Source organism: Pirellulales bacterium, assembly GCA_019694455.1.
GTDB lineage: Bacteria > Planctomycetota > Planctomycetia > Pirellulales > JAEUIK01 > JAIBBY01.
Genome location: JAIBBY010000003.1, coordinates 72,588 through 94,217 on the forward strand (window position 1 = coordinate 72,588; position 21,630 = coordinate 94,217).

The following is a 21,630-nucleotide window of genomic DNA, read 5'->3' on the forward strand; positions in this document are numbered from 1 at the left end:
GGATCAACAAGCCGTCCCCAAAAAATCAGGTCGATGCCGGAAATTGATTCCGACATCGACCTTTCTCGTTGTGTCATTGGGCTCAGGCGGAGGGCGCCAGCCCAGTTACTTCTTCGTGATCGACCGCTTGGCCGTCTTCTTGGCGCCGACTTTCGCCTTCGGCGACTGCTTGGCGGCCGGCTTGGCGGAAGTGCGCTTGGGGGCCGCCTTGGGCGAGCGCTTGGCGGACTTGGTGGCAGTGGTCTTCCCTGCGGTCTTTGTGGCCATTTCCATGGCTCCGTAGTGATGCAGGCGCCCTGCGTGTGGCCTCTCTTCCCCGGACGCCTCGAAAAAGGGAAGTAGCCGAAAATGATTTTGTGTGTCGCGTCGAATTTCTCGGCGCTGTGGGTTCAGGCGAAATTTATCGGTCGCGGTGAGCCGCGGCTTGAGCGCCGACTTGGTGAACAACGAAAAATGTGCGAAAAAATTGGCCGGCGCGCTTTGTGATGAAGCGCCTTGTCGCGCCGCATCTCCTTGGAACGCCGGGTTTTTAGTGGGTTTGGCAAAATGAGTCAACATGGATCACGTCGCCAAGGGGTTGAACCAGGCGAGATCGCCGCGCTCATTAGCGATTGGAATCGACTCGGCGCCGCGGAGCGGAGCGCGTTGGTCAGCGCGATGGAGTCGCATGCCGCAGCCACCACTGATGAAGTCGATGGCTGGCTCCAGGCCATTGCCAAAATTGATCCACCACTGGCCGAGCCCGACTCCCTGATTGCCGCGATGGCCGGGGCGCTGCGTTTGGCCGGCCCAACCGCACGGACTGGAAATCACAGGCGACTTACTGAGTTTGCTATCGACCAATTGGAGATCATCTATCGGCGGCTGGATTCCGAACGACTTTCTCGCGGCACGATACTACGGTTGCTGGCCACCGACGGCGGCACGGCCGCGTTGGCCCGCTTTGCCGAATTGGTGGCGACGGCGCCGCCAGCCACGGCGCCGGTGGCAGCGATTCCGTTTGCCGCCCTGCTGCAATTGAAGGAGTTCGATCCAAGCGCCTTGTTTCCGCGACTGCTCGAGGCGCTTGCCTATCCGCAAACGGCCGCGCTAGTGCTGGATGTCGCCAATCATTGGACCCGCCAGGGGTTGCTCGCTGCCCATCCAGCGGTCGATCGCGTGGCGACGCTTAGCGAGCTTTTGGGAGACGTCATTCAGCGTTTGACGCGGTTCGAGGAGGGTTCTCCGAAAACCGATCGCACTTTGGCGCACGCGCGGCAAACGGTCGAAGAAAGCGTGTCCTTGTGCGTCTCGCTTTGCGATGCGCTCGGCCTCATTGGCGACCCGCGCGCCGCCGGCAAATTGCATAGCACCCTCGAGATTGGACATCGGCGTTTGCGCGTGGAAGCCGCCGCGGCGCTGGCGCGCCTGGGCGACTCCACAGGAGTTGACGCCTTGGTGGAACTGGCGGCCGATCCGGCGTCGCGGACCCGCGCCCTCGCCTATCTCGAAGAGCTGTCCGCCATCGACCGCGCGGCAACCACCGATCGCGCGCCGGCCGCGCGGGCGGCGGCGCAACTATCGGATTGGCTCGCGGAACCGGCTCAATTTGGCGCGCCGCCGCATAACATTCGAGCGATCGATGCGCGGCGCCTGTATTGGCCCGGCTATGACGAGCCGGTGGATTGTCGCCTGTTTGTTTATGAGTATCGCGCACGCAACAGCGGCCTGAGCGGTGTTGGTATCGTCGGTCCGGTGACTTTCAGCCTGGCGGCCGACCTGGAAGACCTGCCGCCGGACGACATCTATGCCGCTTTCGCCGGTTGGCAGGCGGAGCATCAGGAGATTTTCGAGATCCCCATCAGGGAACTACCCCCCGCTGAACAAGCGATTTACCGAGGCAAAGCGGCGCAGTGCGCTGGCGATGAATATCAAGACCTAGATCTAGTCGCCGTAGGGCACTTCTTCGACGACCGCACCTTGATCGCCACGGCACGTCAGGGCGACCGCCGCGGCGTGCTGATGGTCGAAGCGGGCCAAGCCGAATGGTATCCGGTCGGCCACAGCCGGCGGCCCCTCGGCGCCACCGAGGCGTATTTCATCCACAAGGGGCGCAAGCTGCTCGGTTCGTTCAACCCCAGTGGCTCGTCGCCGCTCGATGAGGCAGACGAGGACCACGACGCTCTATAATCAGCATCGGCATGTCGTTGCGCCATCGCCAGACTATGAATGCTGTTGTCCGCTGGCGCCAAGCGCCTACGATGGTGTGGCGTTTTGACCGCGCCGTAAACAAGGGCCTTCATGAGCGAACGAATCGTCTATCTCAATGGCCAATTTGTGGCCGAGTCGCAGGCGCGCCTCTCCATCTATGACTCGGGCGTCACGATGGGCGACATGGCGTTTGAAGTCACTCGCACTTTCCACCATCGTCCATTTCGGCTCCGGCAGCACCTGGAACGATTGTTTCACAGCTTGGCGACCATTCGCGTCGAAGCCGGCGTCAGCCTCGATAAGATCGAGTCCCTGACGTTGGAGACGCTGGAGCGGAATTTGCCCACCGAGCCCACGGAAGTGGACTGGAACATCATTCACCATGTCTCACGTGGCCCCGCAGCGGCGTTTGCCGAGGCGTTTTCGGCGGCTGACACGCGCCCGACCGTGGCGATCAGTTGCTTTCCGCTCACCCGCAAACTGGCGGCGCTAGCGCCGAGATACGAATCGGGGCTCGATCTGGTGGTCCCGCCCCAGCGCGCGATCGGGCGAGAGTTGCTTGATCCCACCATCAAGACCCGCAGCCGAATTCACTATCACATCGCTAACTTTCAAGCGCAAGATGTTCTGCCCGGCGCCTGGGCGGTATTGGCCACGCCCGACGGCCGCGTGACCGAAGGCACCAGCGGCAACTTCTTCCTGGTCCGCGACGGCCAGTTGGTGACACCCCCTGCCGAAGATGTGCTGTCGGGCATCACGCGCGGCGTGATCTTGGAGTTGGCGAACGAATTGGAAATTGCCACCGCCGAGCGCAATGTGCGCCTGTCCGACGCCGCCGCGGCGGACGAAATGTTTCTGACTTCCACCAGCATTGGCATCCTGCATGGACGGTCATTCAACCAGAATTCTGTAAGCCATGGCCGGATTGGCCCGGTCACTCGCCGACTACGAGAAGCGCTGGGGCGCCATGTCGGCCTCGATTTTGGCGATCAGGCGCGGCAATACGCCCGCATGCTCGGAACTTCCGGCTGAATCGATTACCACCAACGAGCGCGGTTTTCACTCTGGCCGGTCGGCAGCGTATGCTAGTAAGAGGCGACTGGCCGAGTCCGCGGCCGCCGTTTTTGTGACGTATCGACCGCCAAGTTGATGCCTCGCACCTGGAAGCATTCGCGTTGGGCGTGTCTTATGACGAACTACCTGGCAATATGGCTCGTTTCTCTTGTTGGCCTGTCGGCCCTGGCTGCGGAGCCAGCAAGCGACTCACCGCCGACCACCGCATCGGCGCCGACAGACGACGCAGCACCCGCCGAACCAGAGGCCGCTGACACCGCGGCCGAAAGTCCTCCGACGGATTCAGCGAGCGCGCCCGCGCCGGTTGCCGAGCCGCCGCGCACGCCAGGAACAGAGTTGGAGGAAGAGAAGTCCGCCGACGGACACGTGAGCGTACGGCGCGAAGTAATTCTGCAGAATGGCCGCAAGATTCCGCACGGCGTCGAAACTCGCTACTACGCAGATGGCAAGCCGCGTTTGCGCCGCGTTTATCAAAAAGGCGCCAAGCACGGCCCTTGGACCGAATGGTACCCGGATGGCGTCAAGGCCGCCGAAGGCGCCTATGCCAACAGCATGAAAGAGGGACGCGAGACCCGCTGGTTCAAAAGCGGCAAGCTGTCGCGCGAGGTCGATTATCACCACGGAAACAAGTGCGGCGTCTACAACGAATGGTTTACGCCGGAAGTCAAAATGATCGAGGCCAACTACGACAGTAAGTCCCAGCAGCACGGCGTTTTGAAACGTTGGCATAAGAACGGCCATCCCCGACTGGAGCGCAACTTTTCTCACGGCGTCAAAGATGGTGTGGAAAAGCTCTGGTACATCTCCGGCAAGCCGCAGTCGGAGGCAAACTACAAGGATGGCGAGTTTCACGGCGCCGCCAGCGCGTGGTACCCCACGGGGCAGTTGCGCTACAAGCGAGAGTACAAAGCCGGCGAGCCCGCGGGCAAATGGGAAAGCTGGTTCGCCGACGGTCAAAAAGAGGATGAATCCGAATATCTCGACGCCAAGCCGCATGGTCATTGGCGGCGCTGGGTCGCAAAGCCTTACCACCTAGTCAAAGACCTGAATTTCAAGGAGGGAGAATTTTCGGGCGAGCAACGGGAGTGGTGGCCAACCGGGCAGTTGCGAGTTCACTCCTTCTACCGCGATGGCAAGTTGCACGGCAAAATCGAAGAGTGGTTCGAAGACGGCAAGCGCGCCACGCTCGGCGAATTCTTCGATGGCGAACAACATGGCGTGGTGCGCACCTGGCACGCCAGCGGCAAGCCGCGGACGGTCGAACAATTTTGGAAAGGGCGCCGACACGGCATCGCCGTGGAGTGGGACGAGACGGGCAATCAACTGGCCTATAAACACTACCGCAACAATGAGGAAGTGAAGGCGCCAACGGCCCAATCGGCGACAGCGACACCCGCCAGCGATAGCACGCGTTAGCCTTGAGATGTCGGTCTCGCGCGGCGCCCTGAGCGCGCCATCAGGCGGACAAGCGGCCCATAGGCAAATCGGCCGGTTTGCGGCACAATATCCCTCTTCGCGTCACTTGAAAGTTTCCCGCGCAAAGAGGCGTCGCACAGGCATGAGCTCGGTTATTGTCCATCTTCACGGCCGCCAGATTCTTGATAGTCGCGGCAACCCCACCGTGGAAGTCGAAGTGCATTTGGCCGACGGCTCCTCGGGGCGGGCTTCGGTCCCCAGCGGGGCCAGCACAGGAGTCCACGAGGCGTGGGAACTCCGCGACGGCAATAGCGCCGAGTACCTTGGCCTGGGCGTCTCGAAAGCTGTTGAGAACATCAACACCGTGCTCGCCGAAGAACTGCTCGGCATGGACGCGCTCGATCAGGTGGAACTCGACCAACGCATGCTGGAGTTGGACGGCACCCCCAATAAGAAGAAGCTGGGCGCCAACGCCTTGCTGGGCGTTTCTTTGGCCGCCGCGCATGCCGCCGCCGATTTTGCGGGGTTGCCGCTATACCGCTATCTCGGTGGTGTTGGCGCGCGGCTCTTGCCCGCCCCCATGATGAACATCGTCAACGGCGGGCGACATGCCGACAATGCCGTTGACGTGCAGGAATTCATGGTCATGCCGCTGGGCTTTGAAACTTTCCACGACGCGCTGCGCGCCGGCGTGGAGATCTTTCATAGCCTCAAAAAGGTGCTCAAGTCGCAGGGTCTGAACACCGCCGTCGGAGACGAGGGGGGCTTTGCTCCCGATCTCAAGAGCAATGGCGAGGCGCTCGACCTGATTATGCAGGCGATTGAGAAGGCTGGTTACCAACCGGGCACGCAAGTCGCCTTGGCGCTGGATGTCGCCGCGACGGAGTTCTATGACGGAAAAAGCCGCCGTTACACCATCGACAAAAAGCAGCTCGATTCGAGCCAGATGGTGCAGTTTCTCGTCGACTGGGTGAATAAGTACCCGATTGTTTCCATCGAAGACGGCTGCAGCGAGGACGACTGGGACGGTTGGCTGGCGCTCACCAAGGCGCTGGGCGACCGTGTGCAGCTTGTTGGCGACGACCTGTTTGTCACCAACACCAAACGCCTACAGCAAGGCATCGATCGGGGCGTGGGCAACAGCATCTTGATCAAAGTGAATCAAATCGGCACGCTCACCGAGACGATCGAGGCGATCCAGCTTGCTCAGCGCAATGGCTACACCAGCATCGCCAGCCATCGTAGTGGCGAAACAGAAGACGCCACCATCGCCGACCTGGCGGTGGGCCTCAATACCGGACAAATCAAGACCGGTTCGCTTAGCCGCACCGACCGAACCGCGAAATACAACCAGCTACTGCGGATCGAAGAAGATCTGGGTGCGGCGGCCAGCTACGGCGGACCGCTGTTTCGCTACCAGCGTAAAAAGTAGCTTTCGCTACGGTCGAACCTTGAGGGCCGCGCTGACGGCCTCGTCGAGTTGCTTCAGGCCGGCATCACGCTCGACCTCGTAGCAGCCCACAAAGTAGTGCGCTATGCGCCCGTCCGGACCAACGACAACGAACAGCGGCAGTTGCCCCCCGACCAGGCGCGGATCGCCAAGCTGCTCTAGTAACGCGCCATCGTCGAGCGCCACTGGATAGCTCAGGTTCATGAAGTCGATCAGCTTGCTGACGCCACGCTTCACCGCGCCTCGCTGATCGGCATCGCGCAATCGCCCATCGACCGCCACACCGTATATCTGGACCCCATCGCCGCGCCGCTTGTCAGAGAGGAAATCGAGATAGCCGATTTGTCCATACGGCTCGCGCAATGGTTCGGCCCGATAGGTCCAAAAGTGCAACACGGAGACCTTGCCCGCCAGGTCCGCCTTGGTGAGTCGCCGTCCCCCGATGACTTCTAGATCGAACTCGCCCAAGGGCTGTCCCACAAACCGGCGCGACAATTCACTCACCCGGCCAGCACGTGCGGACTGACTATCCAAATCCCGCCGAATCGATTGCACGATCATCGCCAGCGCAGGGCTGGTTACTTGGCGCTCTACTTCGGGTAGCGCTTCGATCAGTCGTGCGCGCTCGCGCTCCGTCAAGGCGGGTTCTTCGTGGCGTCCGACGCGGCCCATTTGATGGCGCAGCGCGACGATGGCGCCAATGTCCCTCATGCGCCGCTGGCGCTGCTCCTCGGTGAGTTGTTGTCGGCCAACCAAACGCAGTTGAAGTTGATGCTCCTCGCCTTGGCCCATGAACACTCGAGCGTCAATCGCCACGGCGAGCGGCGCCGACTTGTCGAGCCAAACCACTCGCTGGCGACCGGAGTTGTTGGTAACGGTCAGTCGCCAAACATCGCGCCCTTCCAGCTTCTGCTCCTCCTCCACGCGGTAGTTCTGTTCGTCAGTCGACCAGTTGGAGTCCTTCGCTAATGCCGCCGGCGGTTTTAGAAGCACGTTAGGCAATGGGATGACGCTGCTGGCATCGTCGCGATCGTAGAGCAAGGCAGGCCCCGTGTCATTGTCGAGTTCGCCATCAAAGGCCGCTTTCCAAGTTCCGCAGCGATCGCTCCAAGACCAGCCACCGCGTCCGGACTCGGTCAGCACCCAACTCAGATCGACACCATTGGCATCTTGCGCGTCGACGAGCAACTCCAGATCGAATGTCTTCTCCGGGTCGCCCGGATCCTTGTCGGCGTTGAGCTTTGCAATGCTGCCGCGATAAGTGAGCTGTTCACCAGTTTCCAGGCCATAACTGGTTGAAATCGCGACGCCAAGACACCAAACCAAGGACCACAATGGTATCCGCATGGATTGACCCTGCGCGAGGGGCAGTTGCCTCAAATTGCCACAGGCACAGCCTATCGACAACGCCCGCGCGTGATAAGTAGCGCAGTGTGGCAGCGGGCCGTGTGATGGGCTATTAGTTGCCAGATCGTCCCCCGCCACCGATACTGTGACGCCGATTGCGATTTGCCACCCCGCCAGGTCGACCACATGAGCCAAGAATCGCCAGTGGCGCCCGACGCCGACCTGCAAGATCGGCTGTGCCTGTCTTTGGTGGCTGGCGTAGGCCCCAAGCTGCAGCGGGCTCTCATAGGCCATTTCGGCGACGCTGGCGCCGTGCTGGCCGCCTCCGCTAGTCAGTTGCGCCGCGTGCCCGGCATTGGCGGAAAACTGAGTGAGACCATCGCCCGTGCGCGCGACGACAATGATGTCGCGGCCGAATTGGCGCTCTGCCGGGCAAACGGCATCCAGGTGCTCACCCCGGAGATGCCGGAGTATCCAAAGCGCCTGCTGGAGATTTATGATCCGCCGGGCATCCTTTATGCTCGAGGGGAACTGCGTGGCGAAGACGCGCTGACGATCGGCATCGTTGGCTCACGGCATGCCACGCACTATGGCGCCACGCAGGCCGAGCGTTTGGCATCGGCCTTGGTGCGCGCGGGATATACAGTCGCCAGCGGCCTGGCCCGCGGTATCGACGCCGCCGCTCATCGCGGCGCGCTGGTAGCGGGTGGCCGCACCGTGGCCGTGCTTGGCAGCGGGTTATTGAATATCTACCCGCCCGAACATGTCGATCTGGCGGACGAGGTTGCCAGTTCCGGGGTGCTGCTCAGCGAGGCGCCGCCGCGTGCCCGCCCGCTGGCTGGCGCCTTTCCTCAACGCAATCGGCTGATTTCGGGCCTGTCGCTCGGCATCATCGTGATCGAGGCGTCGCTACGATCGGGGGCGCTGATTACCGCCCGCCATGCCATGGAACAAGGGCGCGAGGTGTTTGCGGTCCCTGGGCGGATCGACAATCCACTTTCCAAAGGGTGCCACGCGCTGATTCGCGACGGCGCGAAGTTGATTGAATCGGTCGACGATGTGCTGGAGGAGTTGGGCCCGCTCGCGCGGCCCGCGCCGACCGGCGACGGGCGCACGATCCAGCATCCTGTGGAATTGCAATTGAACGAAATCGAACAACAGGTGCTGGCGGCCATTCCGGCCGGCGCCACCACCATCGACGAAGTCGTGCGCGCCAGTCGGCTGGCGACCCCTCAAGTGCTCGCCACCATCAGCGCGCTCGAAATGCGCCGAGTGGTGCGGCGTTTGGGCGGCAACACCATCGCCCGCGCCTGATATCAGGCGGCGACCGCCGCCAGCGTAGTGCCGCGTGGTTGCCGCAGAATGAACGTCCACAAAATGCCGGCCCCCGCCAATAACACCAGGCTGATGACCTGCGCGATGCTGAGCGGCGTTCCCCAAACCCCTGGTTCGTCGACGCGCACCACTTCCAACAAGAACCGCGAGATCGCATGCAGTGTCATGAGCCAAGCGAGCACCTCGCCGTCTCGATGGCGAAACGGAGTGATCGCCACGAGAAACAAGCAGAGCAAGACGCCGTCAACGGCGCTATATAGCTGGGTCGGGTGAATTGGCAGGGCGCGTTCCACCGCAACGGGCAATGTCCACTGGATTGGCGATTTGCCCCGTACGGTCAGCGTGATCGGCTCGCCTGCCTCTACCTTCATTAACAGGTCCAACGTGTGCGCGGCGTTGATCGTTTGCGTTTGGTTCACCACATCGATTTCATCACCAGCGCGCAGGCCGGCCGCCGCGGCGGGCGAGCCAGTCTCGACTTCGGCGACCACTGGCGGTCCGGTTAAGTCGCCGCCGAATTTGATTCCATGCAAAAAGATCTCGCCGCGCTCCACCTGCCTTTGAAAGGGTGGGCTTGGCTGCGGAAACCGCACCGCCCAGGGCAATTCGCAGGCGCCGCCAAAGCAACAGCCGTTCAGAAAGCAACCAAGTCGCCCCAGCCCCAGACCCAGCGCCAGCGAGGGCGCGATGATGTCGCCAATCGCCAGCGCCGGCAGATGGTGCTTGAATACAAAAGCGATCACCGCGAGCGCGCCGCCGATCAACGCGCCGTACACCACCAAACCCCCTTCGGTCAGATTGATCGCCGCAAACACGCGCTGCCCCAACGTTCCGTGGGAAAAATCTTCCCAATACTCGACGAGGTAAAAAATCCGCGCGCCAACAATGCCGCCTAAGAACGCCCAGAAGGCCAGCGATAATATCACCTCGGGATGGATGCCTGCCCGTGCGCCGCGATAGGCGGCCAGCGCGCAGGCCGACACGATCGCCACCACCAGCATGGTGCCATAACCGCGGATCGGCAGGCCGCGTTCGCCAATGATGGCGGGAATGACCCAGGCGATCGCAGCGCCGGCGACCAACAGAATTGGCAAATAGCCGCGCGTCTCGGCGTCGAAACCATGTTGCCGTATCAGCACAACCAGCAGCAGCACGCTGCCGACCGCCCATACGGCCAAGAGCACACCCATACCGAACAGCGGCAGACCAAACAATTCACGCGGAATATTGAACAGGGTTTGATACACGCGCGGGATGCTCCTCTAATCTCCGACTGGCCGAGGCAGCCATTCGCCAATCTGGTCGTTGTCGATCAAGCGAGTGGCGCCAAGCCGAGCCGCCACGGCGGCTACCGTGGGGTGTTCAATGACCTGCACATCGGCCAGCGTGTCGGGATCGGCCAGAACGAGATAATCAAGCTGCACCAGGGGCGCGCTGGCGATCAATGCTCGCATCTGGTCGAGAATCACGCGCGCGTCGCGCTGGCCACCATCGATCAATTCGGCCGCCAATCGCAAGCTGCGGAACAACACCGGCGCTTGCTCGCGCTCATCCGCCCGCAGGTAGCGATTGCGTGAGCTCAACGCCAAGCCGTCGGACTCGCGCACCGTGGGACACACTTCGACACGCACCGGCAGATCGAGATCGCGCGTCATCTGACGAACTACCAGCGTTTGCTGATAATCTTTGCGACCAAAGAACGCCACATCGGGGCGCGCCTGCTCGAACAGCTTGAGCACCACGGTCGCCACACCGCGAAAATGTCCCGGTCTTCGCGCCCCTTCCAGCGGCAGCGCGACGCCACCCGGTTCGACGAGCGTGGCGAACCCAGTGGGATACATCTCGCTGGCAGGCGGCGCGTAAATCAGATCGATATCGCAGGCCGACAGCGCCGCCAGATCGGCTTCGAGCGTGCGCGGATAGCGATCGAAATCCTCATGCGGGCCAAATTGCGTTGGATTGACGAAAATGCTCACCACGTTGAAATCGCACGACTGGCAAGCATGCTGGGCCAAGCTGACATGCCCTTCGTGCAGCGCGCCCATTGTTGGCACAAGGCCAATGCGACGCCCCGACTGTCGCGCGGCGTCAACGCGAGCGGCCAATTCGCGCTTGGTGTGAACCAGAATCGGTTTGCTGCTCATAGTTGATGGCATGGATCAGGTGGCGGCGGCCATCGCGGCCACAAGCTCCGTGATCGCGGCATCTTGCCGTCGCGCGTCGAGTCGCAATACGGGGCCCGTGATTCGCGCTGCGAACTCGGCATAGATTTCAGCCAGCCGCTGAAACTCCTTTTCATTCGCGGCGCGCAGCGCCGGGTTGGTCGCTCGCGCCCTCTTCCAAAGGTCATCGATCGGCGCGTCCAGCACGGCGGTCAACCGCGGCCGAGCTATCCGTCGCATGAGAGGAACCATGTGCCGGATCGCCAGGTCAAGCTCATTCAATCCCAGCAGCAAATTGGAGTAGATTGCCGTTTGCATCCACCAAAAATCGCTGACAAACCAGCTCTTGCCACTGTGCAAGCGATCACGATCTAGCGCAACAGCACGCCGCTCGGCTAATTCTATCTCTCGCTCCAGCGGCGGCCTAGGCGAAACGTCGGCCTCGATCAATGGCAGCGGATCGGCCAACACCACGGCGCCGGTGGCGGCGGCCACGCGATGCGCAATTTCGGTCTTGCCGACGCCGGGCATCCCGGCCAAAGTCAGATACCTTGGCGATCGGTCCAGATGCGCCCGCAGCCTGCCCACAGTCCACCTCGACGTTGGATGGATCATTGCGGCGGCGACCTCCGCCGCGGGTTCGAGCACAAATCGTCGAAAAGCCATCCGAGGATGCGGCAACTGAAAATCGGACTCGTCGATCACCATTTGATCGCAGAGCAGCAGATCAAGATCGATCGCCCGCGCGCCCCAACGTTCGCCGCGCTGGCGGCCAAGTTCGCCTTCGATGGCCATCAACTGCTTAAGCACACCGCGAGGCGGCAGCGAGCTGTGAACCAGCACTGCGCCGTTCAGGTACGGTGGCTGCTCTGCTGGGCCACCGATTGGCGGAGTCTCGCGCCAAGCGCTGCGCCGCGCGACTAGACCGATGCGCAGAGCGATCTGCCTGATGGCAGCGTTCAACTGGTGCGGGCGATCACCGAGATTCGAGCCGAGTGCGATAAGACAAGTGGCCATCAACGACGAGTTTAACGCCGCTTTGCCCTAGGGGCGATGCCGCGGCATCGAACCGCGACGAGCAAAAAACTTGGGGGGGACATCATGACCACGACACTAGGTCGCCGACACCGATCCCTCTTGCCGCCGGCCCCCAAGGAATGACCGCCGTTCAATGAGCGCGCAAAATCTGCGCCAACCTTACATGGAGAAACTGAGCTGACCCGATCTATGATGCGCCCGCATCCATCGAATTAAGGTCGCAACCCATTCGATTGACGCCCGACTAACAGCCCCTGTCGATCAAGCAGTGCGTGACGTTGCAATGCGGAAGGGTAAGTTTGAGCCGAATCCCAAACGACTCGCTAAATGTTGCCGAGCGCGGCTCGATTGTCAAGCAACTTTCCGGCGAAGTTTTTTTCAAAGTGCTGGCGCCTCACAGGCGTCGATGCGCCAGTGCCGGCATTCGCGCGCGCGTCGCGCGCAACTCGGCCAAATCGATCCGCGCCATGGCGACACCGACCCCTTCGGTCAGCGCCGTCAATACGCGTCCCCAGGGATCGACGATCATCGAATGGCCATAGGTCACCAGCGCGCGTGTGTGCGCGCCGCATTGATTCGCCGCCAACACGTACGATTGGTTTTCAATTGCGCGCGCGCGCAGCAAGACCTCCCAATGGTCGCGCCCCGTTGTCGCCGTAAACGCCGCTGGGACCGCGAGGAACTCGGCGTTGCGCTGCGAGGTAGCCCGGTAGAGTTCTGGAAAACGCAGGTCGTAACAAATCGATTGGCCGATGCGACCGCAGGGCGTGTCGATAACGCTCACCGCATCGCCAGGCGCGCTCCATGCCGATTCGCGATGCGAGGTTCCGTCGGCCAGATCGACATCGAACAGGTGCAGTTTGCGATAGTGGCCGAGCACGGCGCCATCGGGGCCGATCGCCACGCTCGTGTTGTAGACTCGTTGCTCGTCATCGATCGTCTCGGGCAGGCTGCCGGCGATCAGCGTGATGGATGCATCGCGAGCCACGTCCGAGAGTTCGCGTACGGTTGGCCCGTTAATTGACTCGCCTGCGGCCACCATGGCCACAGCGCTGCCCAGACAAAGGAACATCTCTGGCAAGACGACCAGTCTAGCGCCTTGAGCGGCGGCTTCGCGGATCAGTTCGACGGCGGTCGCCAGGTTCGCGCTTTTGTCCTCGCCGGAGTTCATTTGCACCACGGCGGCGAGGAAGGCTTCGTTCACGATCCAACTCGACTTGCCTGAACTAGCGGCGAGAAAGCGGCGCGGCCTGGCGCGCTGGCAGGCCACCCAACCGACCAGCCGCTGTTATCTTAGTCGACCGCGCGGCCGTCGTCTTTCGGCCACGGTTGCGCGTTGTGCCCTGGCGTGGCGCAGCGGCACGAGTCCCGGGCGCGCCGGTCGCCGAGCTGTCGAGTTCGTCCGGCGGCGGGGGGAGCGGTACGGCCTCGGCCGGATCGCTCGGCGCCGAGTCGGGCGTCTCCGCGCCAGGCGGCAGGTCGACGTCGCTCACCAGCGTGTCGTCGTCGCCGGGTTCGGTGTTGTATGCAAACAGCGAAGTTGGCTCGTGCATTTCCGCGTGCCACGGATACTCGAACAAGTGGCGATAGTTGTAAGGCCGGCGATAGTAATATCCATGAAACGCCGGGTAGCGGTGCATGTGTCGCTCGTTGCCAGGATAACACCCATAACGCGGCGCATAGCAGGTCTGCGGCATCGGCCCGCAAAACACCGAATCGCGAATCAGCCCCTCTTGGTTGCGCCAGAGATCCTCGACCTGGCCGGCGCTGCCGCCAACCAACAGCAACAAGCTAACTGCCAACGTCGACATGCGAGGCTCTCCGCGTGCGGCGGCTGCCTGTGGCGGCAGCCGCGAGAAGTAGGGGTCGCTACCTGTTGCATCGACCGGCACGATCGGACTATCGAGTTTCACCCCGTCGTTCGCGCGCCTTTGCGCAGTGTCGCCAGATTGAGCAGCCGATTTGAGCAACGTAGTCGGCATTGTGTACGATGGCGCGCTTCCACAGGCTGATCGGTGCTAGCGTCGTATGTCCTATTCCAACTCCTTTGACGGCTTCGTCGCCACGCTCCGATCATCAGGCGCCGATCGTGCGTTGGAAGGTTTGGCCAAACAACTACTTAGCGAGCGGCGCTTTCACCAACTGTTCGATTTGCGGCTGTTGCAGGCGCGCCGGCGGCTAGAACTACCGATTGCGCCCGCTCAGCCGATCGACGAATTGCCACGAGAGCAGCGAGCCAGCCTGGAGGCCGCCTATCTCGAAAGCTGCCAAGAGGTTGGCTCCCTGTTTCTGGCGGAGGAGCAACTGCGCGAGGCGTGGATGTATCTGCGCCCCACCGGTGAGACAGAATCGCTGGCTGCGGCGCTTGCCGCCTGCGACCCCAGGGACGAACAAGTCGAGTCACTCGTCGAAATCGCGTTACACGAAGGAGTGGCCCCGGCTTGGGGGTATCAACTGGCGCTCGATCGTTACGGCGCCTGTAGCGCCATCACCCTGTTCGATCAAGTGGCGCACGGCCGCACCAAGTCGCAGCGGCAAGCGATGGCCGCCGTCTTGGTGCGGCACATTCATCGGGAGTTGCTTTCGAACGTCCGCGCCGACATCGAACAGCGTGAAAGTGTGAGCCTGCCGGACCACGCGACCTTGGCCGAAATAGTCGCCACCCGGCCAGAGTTGTTTGAAAACCTCAACTATCATCTCGACTCGTCGCATCTGGCAGCAACTGTGCGGATTGCGCGTTTGCTGGAAGATGCGGAAACTTTGCGGCTGGCGGCTGATCTTTGCGAATATGGCCGTCGGCTCGATTCCGGCTATCAATATCCCGGCGAAGAACCGTTCCGCCAGCTCTATCCCGCTAGCCGGCTCTTTTTTGGCGCTCAGCTCGGCGAGCGCGTCGAAGAAGCGCTTGCGCACTTTGGCCAGCGGGCGAGAAATTTGCCGGTAAACGAACAAGGCACGGTCGCCGCGGAAATCTACATCGCGCTATTGGCCCGTGTGGGCCGACCTCAGGAAGCGATGGAAGCCGCTGCGGCCCTGCTGCCGCCTGGCAGCGTGCTCGCCCTGGCGCCATCGCTCTTGGAGCTGGTGGCGCTGGGAGCCGATTTGCCAGGCGCGCTCGACCTGTTGCGAAAACAGGGTGATCTGGTGAACTTTGCGGCCGTATCGCTGCTGGCCGCGCCATCCACCAGCCCATAACGCAAAAAGGGCGGCGACCTCGGTGAGAAGTCGCCGCCCGTAGGCGTAGCTATCTGGAGAGAAAGACCATTCCGAGTCCGGATAGTCGATCGCGTCTGTCAATCTACGCTATCACGATCCGCAGGAATCGACCCGTCCGACCGACAGTTCCTGGCTGGGTTTTCGACCCATTGCGTCCGCAGTTAACCGTCGAAACTAGAGCCCTAAAAAAACCGGGGTCTGTCCGGTTGGTCCCGGACAGACCCGCGGAGAACAGCAGCCCTCAGCCCTTACCGATAGTTGCGGCGAACCACGCTGCCCGTCGCGGCGGCCTTCACGACCTGACGGCCGCGTTGGATCGAAGCCGACGGGTCAGCCATGGGAGCCGGAGGCATGGGAGCGGCTTCTTCACCGCCCGCGGCCGGAGCCGGAGCGTCGCCACCCTCGCCACCGCAGCAGCCGCCGTTGCCGCAAGCGTTGCCGCAACCGTTGTCGCAGCAGGTGTTGCAAGCGCTATGGCAGCAAGACTTTTTGCAGCGGAAGATGCCAGCCAACAGTCCGCAATGACGCTTCTTGCAGCAGCTATTGCCACAGGTGTTGCAAGGATCGCAGCAAGCAGCGGCCTCGCAGCACGCCGGCTCGCAGGCCTGCTCGCAGCAAGCCGGTTCGCAGCAAGCGGGCTCGCAGCAGCTCGACTTGCAGCAACGGTTGCAATCAAACAGACCCTTCAACCCCTTGAACAGACCGCAGTGACGATGGCCACACGTGTTGCAAGAATCGCAGCACGAGGCCGCTTCGCAGCAGCTTGGCTCGCAGCAGGCGGCCGCTTCGCAGCAGCTCGGCTCGCAGCAGGCGGCCGCTTCGCAGCAGGTCGGCTCGCAGCACGCAGCCGCTTCGCAGCAGCTCGGCTCGCAGCAGCTCGGGGCGCAGCAATTGCCGCAGCCGCCGTGCCCGCCGCCCAACATCCGATCGAGCAGCTCAAAGCCGAAGCTCTGGCTACACATGCCGGCGCTGACGACGAGCGCTCCAATAAAGAGTTTCCATTTCATCTGAGCAACGTCTCCTTCGTTAGAACTGCGGTGCGCGCATCCCCAGCGTTCGCTCGGTATTGCGGAGCCACCGCACAGTTCGCGGCGCTCCATCCCTTGGTGGGGGTTCTCGCGGGAGAACCAGTCGAGTGGTTGCTGTCGGTCGGTGGGGAAGGTGGGTCGAGTCCCGCAGTTCAGCCCTGGTATCGCGCTAGGTCCGTCGAGCCATTCCATCGGCCCGATTCAACAATCCGGTTGCCTGGCGCTACTAAACGTGTCGTTCGACACGCGATCCTCAGGTGAGGACACTAAGCGTATCGGCGCTCTCTCACCGACCCCTTGAGAGCGCCCAAGTATTTTTCTCTTAATGGTTTAAGGCTCTTGTCGCGCAAACCTTGACGCGTCCGCAAAGTGGTCAAGCTTTGACGGTTCTAGCAGGCCGTTGCTGGCCACGATCTATTGCAAATCCGTCATCTGAGCCCCGAGACGTGCGACTTGCTCCCCCCTATCCCCCGCCGTATCCTACCAACAGGCAGCCTGCCTCCGGCCTACCTTTGCCCTTCCCACCTCCTTAGGCGAACTCATCATGCGCAGCGTGCTTGGCTTGGCTTGTTGTCTCCTCCTGTTCGCAAACACCAGCTCACTGGCCGCTGAGACGACCACGCCCGCCACCGAGTGGACCAACTGGCGGGGGCCGCTGCAAAATCGGGTCGCCTACGAGACGGGTCTAGTCGATTCGCTCGATGTCGCTGACGACCAGATTATTGCCTGGAAGAACCCTCAGGCTGCCGGTATCTCCAGCCCCATTCTGATGAATGGCAAGCTCTACACCATCGTCCGCGCCGAACCCTTTACACAGAACGAACAAGAAGAAGTCATTTGCCTCGACGCCGTGACCGGCAAGAAGCTGTGGGGCCGGCGCTCCAACGTGTTTCTCTCCGACGTCCCCGCGGAGCGCGTCGGTTGGTCGTGCTGCGTTGGAGACCCGGCGACTGGCCGTGTCTATGCCATGGGCGTCAACGGCTACTTCCAATGCCTCGATGGCGAGACGGGCAAGCCCATCTGGTCGCATTCGCTAAACGAGGAGTTCGGACTGCTCAGCACGTACGGTGGCCGGACCAATGTGCCTGTGGTGTTCGAAGACCTGGTGATTACCAGCGCAGTCATTATCGGCTGGGGCGAAATGGCGCAGCCGGCGCATCGCTTTGTGGCGTTCAATAAGTCCACGGGCGAAGTGGTTTGGTTTAACGGCACCCGCCTGCGTCCGGAAGACACCACCTATAGCACGCCTCAGATCGCAGTGATCGATGGGCAAGCGCTGCTCGTTTTCGGCTCCGGCGACGGCGCCGTATATGCCTTTCAACCGCGCACCGGCAAATCGGTCTGGAAATGCCAGCTCTCGCGCCGCGGCATCAACACACCGCCTTTGGTCGCGGGCGAGCGCGTGTACATCGGGCAAAGCGAAGAGAACTTCAACGACACCGCCATGGGCGCCATTGCCTGCATCAATGGCAAGCTAACGGGCGACATCTCCCAGACGGGACTCCTGTGGATCAACAAAGAAGTGATGGTTGGCCGCAGTTTGCCGCTGTTGGTCGACAACCGTATTTACGCGGCCGACGACTCCGGCGCGCTCTACGTGTTCAACGCCGATAGCGGCAAGCCGATCGGCCGCAAGCAAAAGTTCGGCACGATCATGATGGCCAGCATGCTCGCCGCGGACGGCAAGATTTATCTGCCCACCCGCACCACTTGGGCGGTGCTCCAGCCCAACGAGAAGGGTTTTAAGAAGATCGCGCAAGGTCGCTTCGCGCCGGAAGAAGAATGCCAAGGCTCCCCGCTCGCCTGGAAGGGACGACTCTATCTGCCCACCACCGCCAACCTGTATTGCTTTGTCGACAAGAACAAGCAACACCAGTCGACGCCACTCCCTGAGATCCCCAAAGAATCGCCAGTCGAGGCGGATCAAAAGCCGGCGCAATTGCAGATCAGCCCTTGCGAGCTCTTATTGCGGCCCGGCGACAACCAAAAATTCACCGCCCGCCTGTTCAATGAGCGCGGCCAGTTTCTCAAGGATGCCGACGCCCAGTTCGAAGTCAAAGGGGGCGGGCAAATCGACGCCGATGGCACGCTGCACACCAGCGGCGTCGCCGGCCACACGGCCCTGATCGTTACCGCCAAGTCGGGAGAGCTTTCGGCCACCGCACGCGTGCGCGTTGTGCCGCCGCTGCCCTGGAAGTTCGATTTCGCCGGCGGCGAGGTGCCCGTCACCTGGGTGGGAGCCCGCTATCGGCATGTGGTGCGGGAGGTCGACGGCAACCCCGTGATGGTCAAGGTCACCACCATCCCCAAAGGCACGCGCAGCCAGGCGTTGATGGGCCAGACCGACCTGTCTGACTACACCATTCAGGCCGATGTCTTGGGCAATGACAACGAAGGCAAGGTGCCCGACATCGGCCTCATTGCCCAGCGCTACACACTGGACATGATGGGCGCCAATCAAAAGTTGCAGATCCGCAGTTGGACATCGACCCTCACGCGCTCGAAAGACGCGCCGTTTTCTTGGAAGCCCGGCGTCTGGTACACGATGAAGTTCAGCGTCGCCAATCAGGATGGCAAGGCCTTGCTCCGCGGCAAGGTCTGGGAGCGCGGCAAACCGGAACCGCAGGAGTGGACCATCGAACACACCGATGACCTGCCAAACGTCGCCGGCAGTCCCGGCCTGTTTGGCAACGCCACCAACGCCGAAATCTTTATCGACAACATCAGCGTGACGCCCAACGACATCGCGCTTTCCAAGCGCTAGCCGCCCGGCGCGCCGTTTTCTCCAAACTCTCATCGCAAAGAAGTTTATCCATGATGGCTCGCAATATCGTCTGTGCTGTGCTATTCGCCTCGTTGGCCGTTTGGTCGCTGGCCGCCGCGCCCGCCAAGAAGTCAACCGCGAAAATCAATCTGGTCGCAGCCAGCGCCTCGGCATACAAACCCAATCCCTTGGCCGACGCGCAAGTTGGGCCAAACGATTGGAACCAGTGGGCCGGTTCACCCGTCCGCAACAACGTCGCCACTGCCAAGAACATCCCCGCCGAGTGGGAAGTCGGCGACTTCGACGACGATGACAAGTGGGTCGCCGGGTCGGGCAAGAACATCAAGTGGGCCGCGCGGCTTGGTTCGCAAAGCTACGGCAACCCGGTCGTCGCCAATGGCAAGATCTACGTCGGCACCAACAATGGCGCCGGCTACCTCAAGCGCTATCCGGCCGAGGTCGATCTGGGCTGCCTGCTCTGCTTCAACGAGGCGGACGGCAAGTTCCTCTGGCAACACTCCAGCGAAAAGCTGCCCACCGGACGCGTCCACGATTGGCCGCTGCAAGGCATTTGCTGCGCCCCGCTGGTCGAAGGGGACCGGCTGTGGTTTGTCACTAGCCGCGGCGAGGTGGCCTGCTGCGACACCGAAGGCTTCCACGACGAAGAGAACGACGGCCCCTTCAAGGAGGAGAAATCGACCGACAAGGACGAGGCCGACGTGCTGTGGTACTTCAACATGATGGAGAAGCTCGGCACCTCGCAGCACAACATGTGCAGTTGCTCCGTCACCGCCGTCGGCGACATCCTCTTTGTCAACACATCCAACGGCATGGACGAATCGCACATCAATCTGCCCTCGCCCGACGCGCCCAGCTTTTTCGCCATGGACAAGAACACCGGCGAGGTGCTGTGGACCGACGATTCCCCCGGCCGCAATATCTTGCACGGCCAGTGGTCGTCGCCCGCCTGGGCCGTGATTGGCGGCGTGCCGCAAGTCCTTTTTGGCGGCGGCGACGGTTGGCTGTATAGCTTCCTCGGCGACCGCACCGCAGACGGCAAGCCGCAATTGCTCTGGAAGTTTGACTGCAACCCCAAGGAATCGAAGTGGGCCCTCGGCGGCCGCGCCACCCGCAACAACATCATCGCCACTCCGGTAATCTACAACGACCTGGTCTATGTCGCCGTGGGCGAGGATCCCGAACATGGCGAGGGCATCGGCCACTTGTGGTGCATCGATCCCACCAAACGCGGCGACGTCAGCAGCGAGCTTGCGTTTAACGTCAAGGACTTGAAGACCCCAATCCCGCATCGACGCGAGCAGGCCGTCATCAAGGAGCAAGGCGAAGTCGCTCGCCCCAACCCCAACTCGGCCGCCGTCTGGCATTACAGCGAGACCGACGCCAACGGCGACGGCAAAGTCGCCTTCGAGGAGTCGATGCATCGGACTATCGGCACCGTCGCCATTGCCGACGATCTGGTCTACGTCGCCGATTTTTGCGGACTGGTCCACTGCCTCGACGCCAAGACCGGCAAGCCGCACTGGACGCACGACATGCTGGCGGCCTCCTGGGGTTCGCCGTTGATCGTCGATGGCAAGGTGTATATTGGCGACGAAGATGGCGATGTCACCATCTTCAAGCTGTCGCCCGAACTGGAAGTGATCGCCGAGATCAACATGCAGAACTCGGTCTACAGCACGCCGATCGTGGCCAACGGAGTGCTGTATATCTCCAACAAGGGTCACCTGTTCGCGATCCAGGCAGACGGAAAGTGATCCATTAACGCCTTTGAACTGACTCTGACTGTTGGCGCCGGCCAATCGCTCGCCGGTTCGTCGTCTCACTACTTCCAACCCCCACCAGGCTCTTATGCCGAAGCGCGTGCTCGACATCGGTAATTGTGTCCCCGACCACACGGCGCTGCGCGCCTTGATCGAGGGGCAATTCGGCGCCGTGCTCGATCGGGCGCATCAGTGGCAAGACGCGGAGGCGCAGCTTCGCAGCGCGACCTACGACCTGGTGTTGGTCAATCGCAAGCTCGACGTCGACTACACCGATGGCCTCGACATCATCCACAAGCTCCAGGCCGATGCGGCGCTACGGCAAGTGCCGGTCATGATGATCACCAACTACGCCGATCATCAGGCCACGGCCGTGGCGGCCGGCGCACTGGTGGGCTTTGGCAAGCTGGAACTTGGCGCCCCCGCCACGCGCGAGAAATTGTCTGCCGTGCTGGGGCAACCAGTCGGCAAGTAAACAGTTCAACTCGCCGGCGACTTGATCTTGGCCACCGCGTCGGACGCCGCTTTGCGAACCTTGGGGTCCTTGTCCTTGGCCGCTATCTTCTCCAGTTCCGCCAGCGCCGACTGAGATTCGGCGCCCATGCGGCCCAGGCGGATGCAGCCCAGAATGCGCATCCGCGCGTCCTTGGATCGCGCCAACTCCAGGTTCTTGTTGAGGTCGTGCGCGTCAAGATAAACCTGCGGATCAACCGGCGCCTCATCGCGGCCGCAGCCGACAACCGCGCCCAAGCCGATCAGGCAAGTCAACGCATAGAGCAAACCGGTCATCCAACGTGAGCGGGTCGATTCACTGCCAAGCTGCATCGTA

Annotated in this window: 18 protein-coding genes; 10 read left to right on the plus strand and 8 right to left on the minus strand. The window is 62.0% G+C overall.

What is annotated here, in order from left to right:
- Window positions 1-105: 105 nt before the first annotated feature.
- A complete protein-coding gene (locus tag K1X71_02490) occupies window positions 106-267 on the minus strand; it encodes a hypothetical protein (protein MBX7071990.1) in 162 nt (53 codons plus the stop codon).
- A gap of 279 nt (window positions 268-546) precedes the next feature.
- On the opposite strand from K1X71_02490, the gene K1X71_02495 reads away from it, so the two are divergent.
- From K1X71_02495 to eno, 4 genes are all read left to right on the plus strand, one after another.
- Entirely contained in the window at window positions 547-2,169 is a 1,623-nt protein-coding gene (locus K1X71_02495) for a HEAT repeat domain-containing protein (protein ID MBX7071991.1), read from the plus strand.
- Between the two features lie 111 nt (window positions 2,170-2,280).
- Window positions 2,281-3,222 (plus strand): aminotransferase class IV, encoded by a 942-nt coding sequence (locus K1X71_02500; GenBank protein MBX7071992.1) that lies wholly within the window; start codon window positions 2,281-2,283, stop codon window positions 3,220-3,222.
- 156 nt (window positions 3,223-3,378) lie between these two features.
- A complete protein-coding gene (locus K1X71_02505; protein MBX7071993.1) occupies window positions 3,379-4,680 on the plus strand; it encodes a toxin-antitoxin system YwqK family antitoxin in 1,302 nt (433 codons plus the stop codon).
- A gap of 142 nt (window positions 4,681-4,822) precedes the next feature.
- Complete coding sequence (eno, locus tag K1X71_02510) at window positions 4,823-6,112, plus strand: phosphopyruvate hydratase (protein ID MBX7071994.1); 1,290 nt, start codon at window positions 4,823-4,825, stop codon at window positions 6,110-6,112.
- A 6-nt stretch (window positions 6,113-6,118) separates the two neighbouring features.
- Here the strand turns inward: eno and K1X71_02515 are convergent, their stop codons facing one another.
- On the minus strand, window positions 6,119-7,477 hold the full coding sequence (locus tag K1X71_02515; protein MBX7071995.1) for a TlpA family protein disulfide reductase: 1,359 nt from the start codon (window positions 7,475-7,477) through the stop codon (window positions 6,119-6,121).
- Between the two features lie 186 nt (window positions 7,478-7,663).
- On the opposite strand from K1X71_02515, the gene dprA reads away from it, so the two are divergent.
- Window positions 7,664-8,791: a DNA-processing protein DprA gene (gene dprA / locus K1X71_02520; GenBank protein ID MBX7071996.1), complete on the plus strand. Its 1,128-nt coding sequence runs from the start codon at window positions 7,664-7,666 to the stop codon at window positions 8,789-8,791.
- A 2-nt stretch (window positions 8,792-8,793) separates the two neighbouring features.
- Here the strand turns inward: dprA and K1X71_02525 are convergent, their stop codons facing one another.
- The 5 genes from K1X71_02525 to K1X71_02545 form a co-directional block, all read right to left on the minus strand.
- Window positions 8,794-10,059 carry a prolipoprotein diacylglyceryl transferase gene (locus K1X71_02525; protein ID MBX7071997.1) on the minus strand — a complete coding sequence of 422 codons (1,266 nt, stop codon included), beginning with the start codon at window positions 10,057-10,059 and terminating at the stop codon, window positions 8,794-8,796.
- Window positions 10,060-10,074: 15 nt separating this feature from the next.
- The gene (gene panC, locus K1X71_02530) at window positions 10,075-10,968 is read right to left on the minus strand and encodes a pantoate--beta-alanine ligase (GenBank protein MBX7071998.1); all 894 of its coding nucleotides are present in this window, start codon (window positions 10,966-10,968) and stop codon (window positions 10,075-10,077) included.
- Window positions 10,969-10,971: 3 nt separating this feature from the next.
- A complete protein-coding gene (gene folK / locus K1X71_02535; GenBank protein MBX7071999.1) occupies window positions 10,972-11,991 on the minus strand; it encodes a 2-amino-4-hydroxy-6-hydroxymethyldihydropteridine diphosphokinase in 1,020 nt (339 codons plus the stop codon).
- A 415-nt stretch (window positions 11,992-12,406) separates the two neighbouring features.
- Window positions 12,407-13,216, minus strand: coding sequence for a carbon-nitrogen hydrolase family protein (locus tag K1X71_02540; protein ID MBX7072000.1), 810 nt, complete (start codon window positions 13,214-13,216; stop codon window positions 12,407-12,409).
- A 22-nt stretch (window positions 13,217-13,238) separates the two neighbouring features.
- Window positions 13,239-13,823, minus strand: a complete 585-nt coding sequence (locus tag K1X71_02545) for a hypothetical protein (GenBank protein ID MBX7072001.1) — start codon at window positions 13,821-13,823, stop codon at window positions 13,239-13,241.
- A 217-nt stretch (window positions 13,824-14,040) separates the two neighbouring features.
- Between K1X71_02545 and K1X71_02550 the strand changes: the two genes are divergently transcribed.
- The 5 genes from K1X71_02550 to K1X71_02570 all read left to right on the plus strand — a co-directional run bounded on the left by K1X71_02550 (window position 14,041) and on the right by K1X71_02570 (window position 21,276).
- A complete protein-coding gene (locus K1X71_02550; GenBank protein MBX7072002.1) occupies window positions 14,041-15,207 on the plus strand; it encodes a hypothetical protein in 1,167 nt (388 codons plus the stop codon).
- Between the two features lie 744 nt (window positions 15,208-15,951).
- Window positions 15,952-16,239: a hypothetical protein gene (locus tag K1X71_02555; GenBank protein ID MBX7072003.1), complete on the plus strand. Its 288-nt coding sequence runs from the start codon at window positions 15,952-15,954 to the stop codon at window positions 16,237-16,239.
- A 561-nt stretch (window positions 16,240-16,800) separates the two neighbouring features.
- Complete coding sequence (locus K1X71_02560; GenBank protein ID MBX7072004.1) at window positions 16,801-19,020, plus strand: PQQ-binding-like beta-propeller repeat protein; 2,220 nt, start codon at window positions 16,801-16,803, stop codon at window positions 19,018-19,020.
- A 50-nt stretch (window positions 19,021-19,070) separates the two neighbouring features.
- Window positions 19,071-20,795: a PQQ-binding-like beta-propeller repeat protein gene (locus K1X71_02565; protein MBX7072005.1), complete on the plus strand. Its 1,725-nt coding sequence runs from the start codon at window positions 19,071-19,073 to the stop codon at window positions 20,793-20,795.
- A gap of 94 nt (window positions 20,796-20,889) precedes the next feature.
- Entirely contained in the window at window positions 20,890-21,276 is a 387-nt protein-coding gene (locus tag K1X71_02570) for a response regulator (protein ID MBX7072006.1), read from the plus strand.
- A 5-nt stretch (window positions 21,277-21,281) separates the two neighbouring features.
- Here the strand turns inward: K1X71_02570 and K1X71_02575 are convergent, their stop codons facing one another.
- Window positions 21,282-21,626 (minus strand): HEAT repeat domain-containing protein, encoded by a 345-nt coding sequence (locus tag K1X71_02575; protein MBX7072007.1) that lies wholly within the window; start codon window positions 21,624-21,626, stop codon window positions 21,282-21,284.
- Window positions 21,627-21,630 lie beyond the last annotated feature (4 nt).

Bases quoted from the DNA above. Each gene is read 5' to 3' on its own strand.
- K1X71_02515 (MBX7071995.1), bottom strand. From the start codon at position 7,477: ATGCGGATACCATTGTGGTCCTTGGTTTGGTGTCTTGGCGTCGCGATT.
- folK (MBX7071999.1), bottom strand. From the start codon at position 11,991: ATGGCCACTTGTCTTATCGCACTCGGCTCGAATCTCGGTGATCGCCCG.
- K1X71_02500 (MBX7071992.1), top strand. From the start codon at position 2,281: ATGAGCGAACGAATCGTCTATCTCAATGGCCAATTTGTGGCCGAGTCG.
- K1X71_02550 (MBX7072002.1), top strand. From the start codon at position 14,041: ATGTCCTATTCCAACTCCTTTGACGGCTTCGTCGCCACGCTCCGATCA.
- panC (MBX7071998.1), bottom strand. From the start codon at position 10,968: ATGCCATCAACTATGAGCAGCAAACCGATTCTGGTTCACACCAAGCGC.
- K1X71_02575 (MBX7072007.1), bottom strand. From the start codon at position 21,626: ATGCAGCTTGGCAGTGAATCGACCCGCTCACGTTGGATGACCGGTTTG.
- dprA (MBX7071996.1), top strand. From the start codon at position 7,664: ATGAGCCAAGAATCGCCAGTGGCGCCCGACGCCGACCTGCAAGATCGG.
- K1X71_02495 (MBX7071991.1), top strand. From the start codon at position 547: ATGAGTCAACATGGATCACGTCGCCAAGGGGTTGAACCAGGCGAGATC.
- eno (MBX7071994.1), top strand. From the start codon at position 4,823: ATGAGCTCGGTTATTGTCCATCTTCACGGCCGCCAGATTCTTGATAGT.
- K1X71_02545 (MBX7072001.1), bottom strand. From the start codon at position 13,823: ATGTCGACGTTGGCAGTTAGCTTGTTGCTGTTGGTTGGCGGCAGCGCC.
- K1X71_02565 (MBX7072005.1), top strand. From the start codon at position 19,071: ATGATGGCTCGCAATATCGTCTGTGCTGTGCTATTCGCCTCGTTGGCC.
- K1X71_02570 (MBX7072006.1), top strand. From the start codon at position 20,890: ATGCCGAAGCGCGTGCTCGACATCGGTAATTGTGTCCCCGACCACACG.
- K1X71_02505 (MBX7071993.1), top strand. From the start codon at position 3,379: ATGACGAACTACCTGGCAATATGGCTCGTTTCTCTTGTTGGCCTGTCG.
- K1X71_02490 (MBX7071990.1), bottom strand. From the start codon at position 267: ATGGCCACAAAGACCGCAGGGAAGACCACTGCCACCAAGTCCGCCAAG.
- K1X71_02560 (MBX7072004.1), top strand. From the start codon at position 16,801: ATGCGCAGCGTGCTTGGCTTGGCTTGTTGTCTCCTCCTGTTCGCAAAC.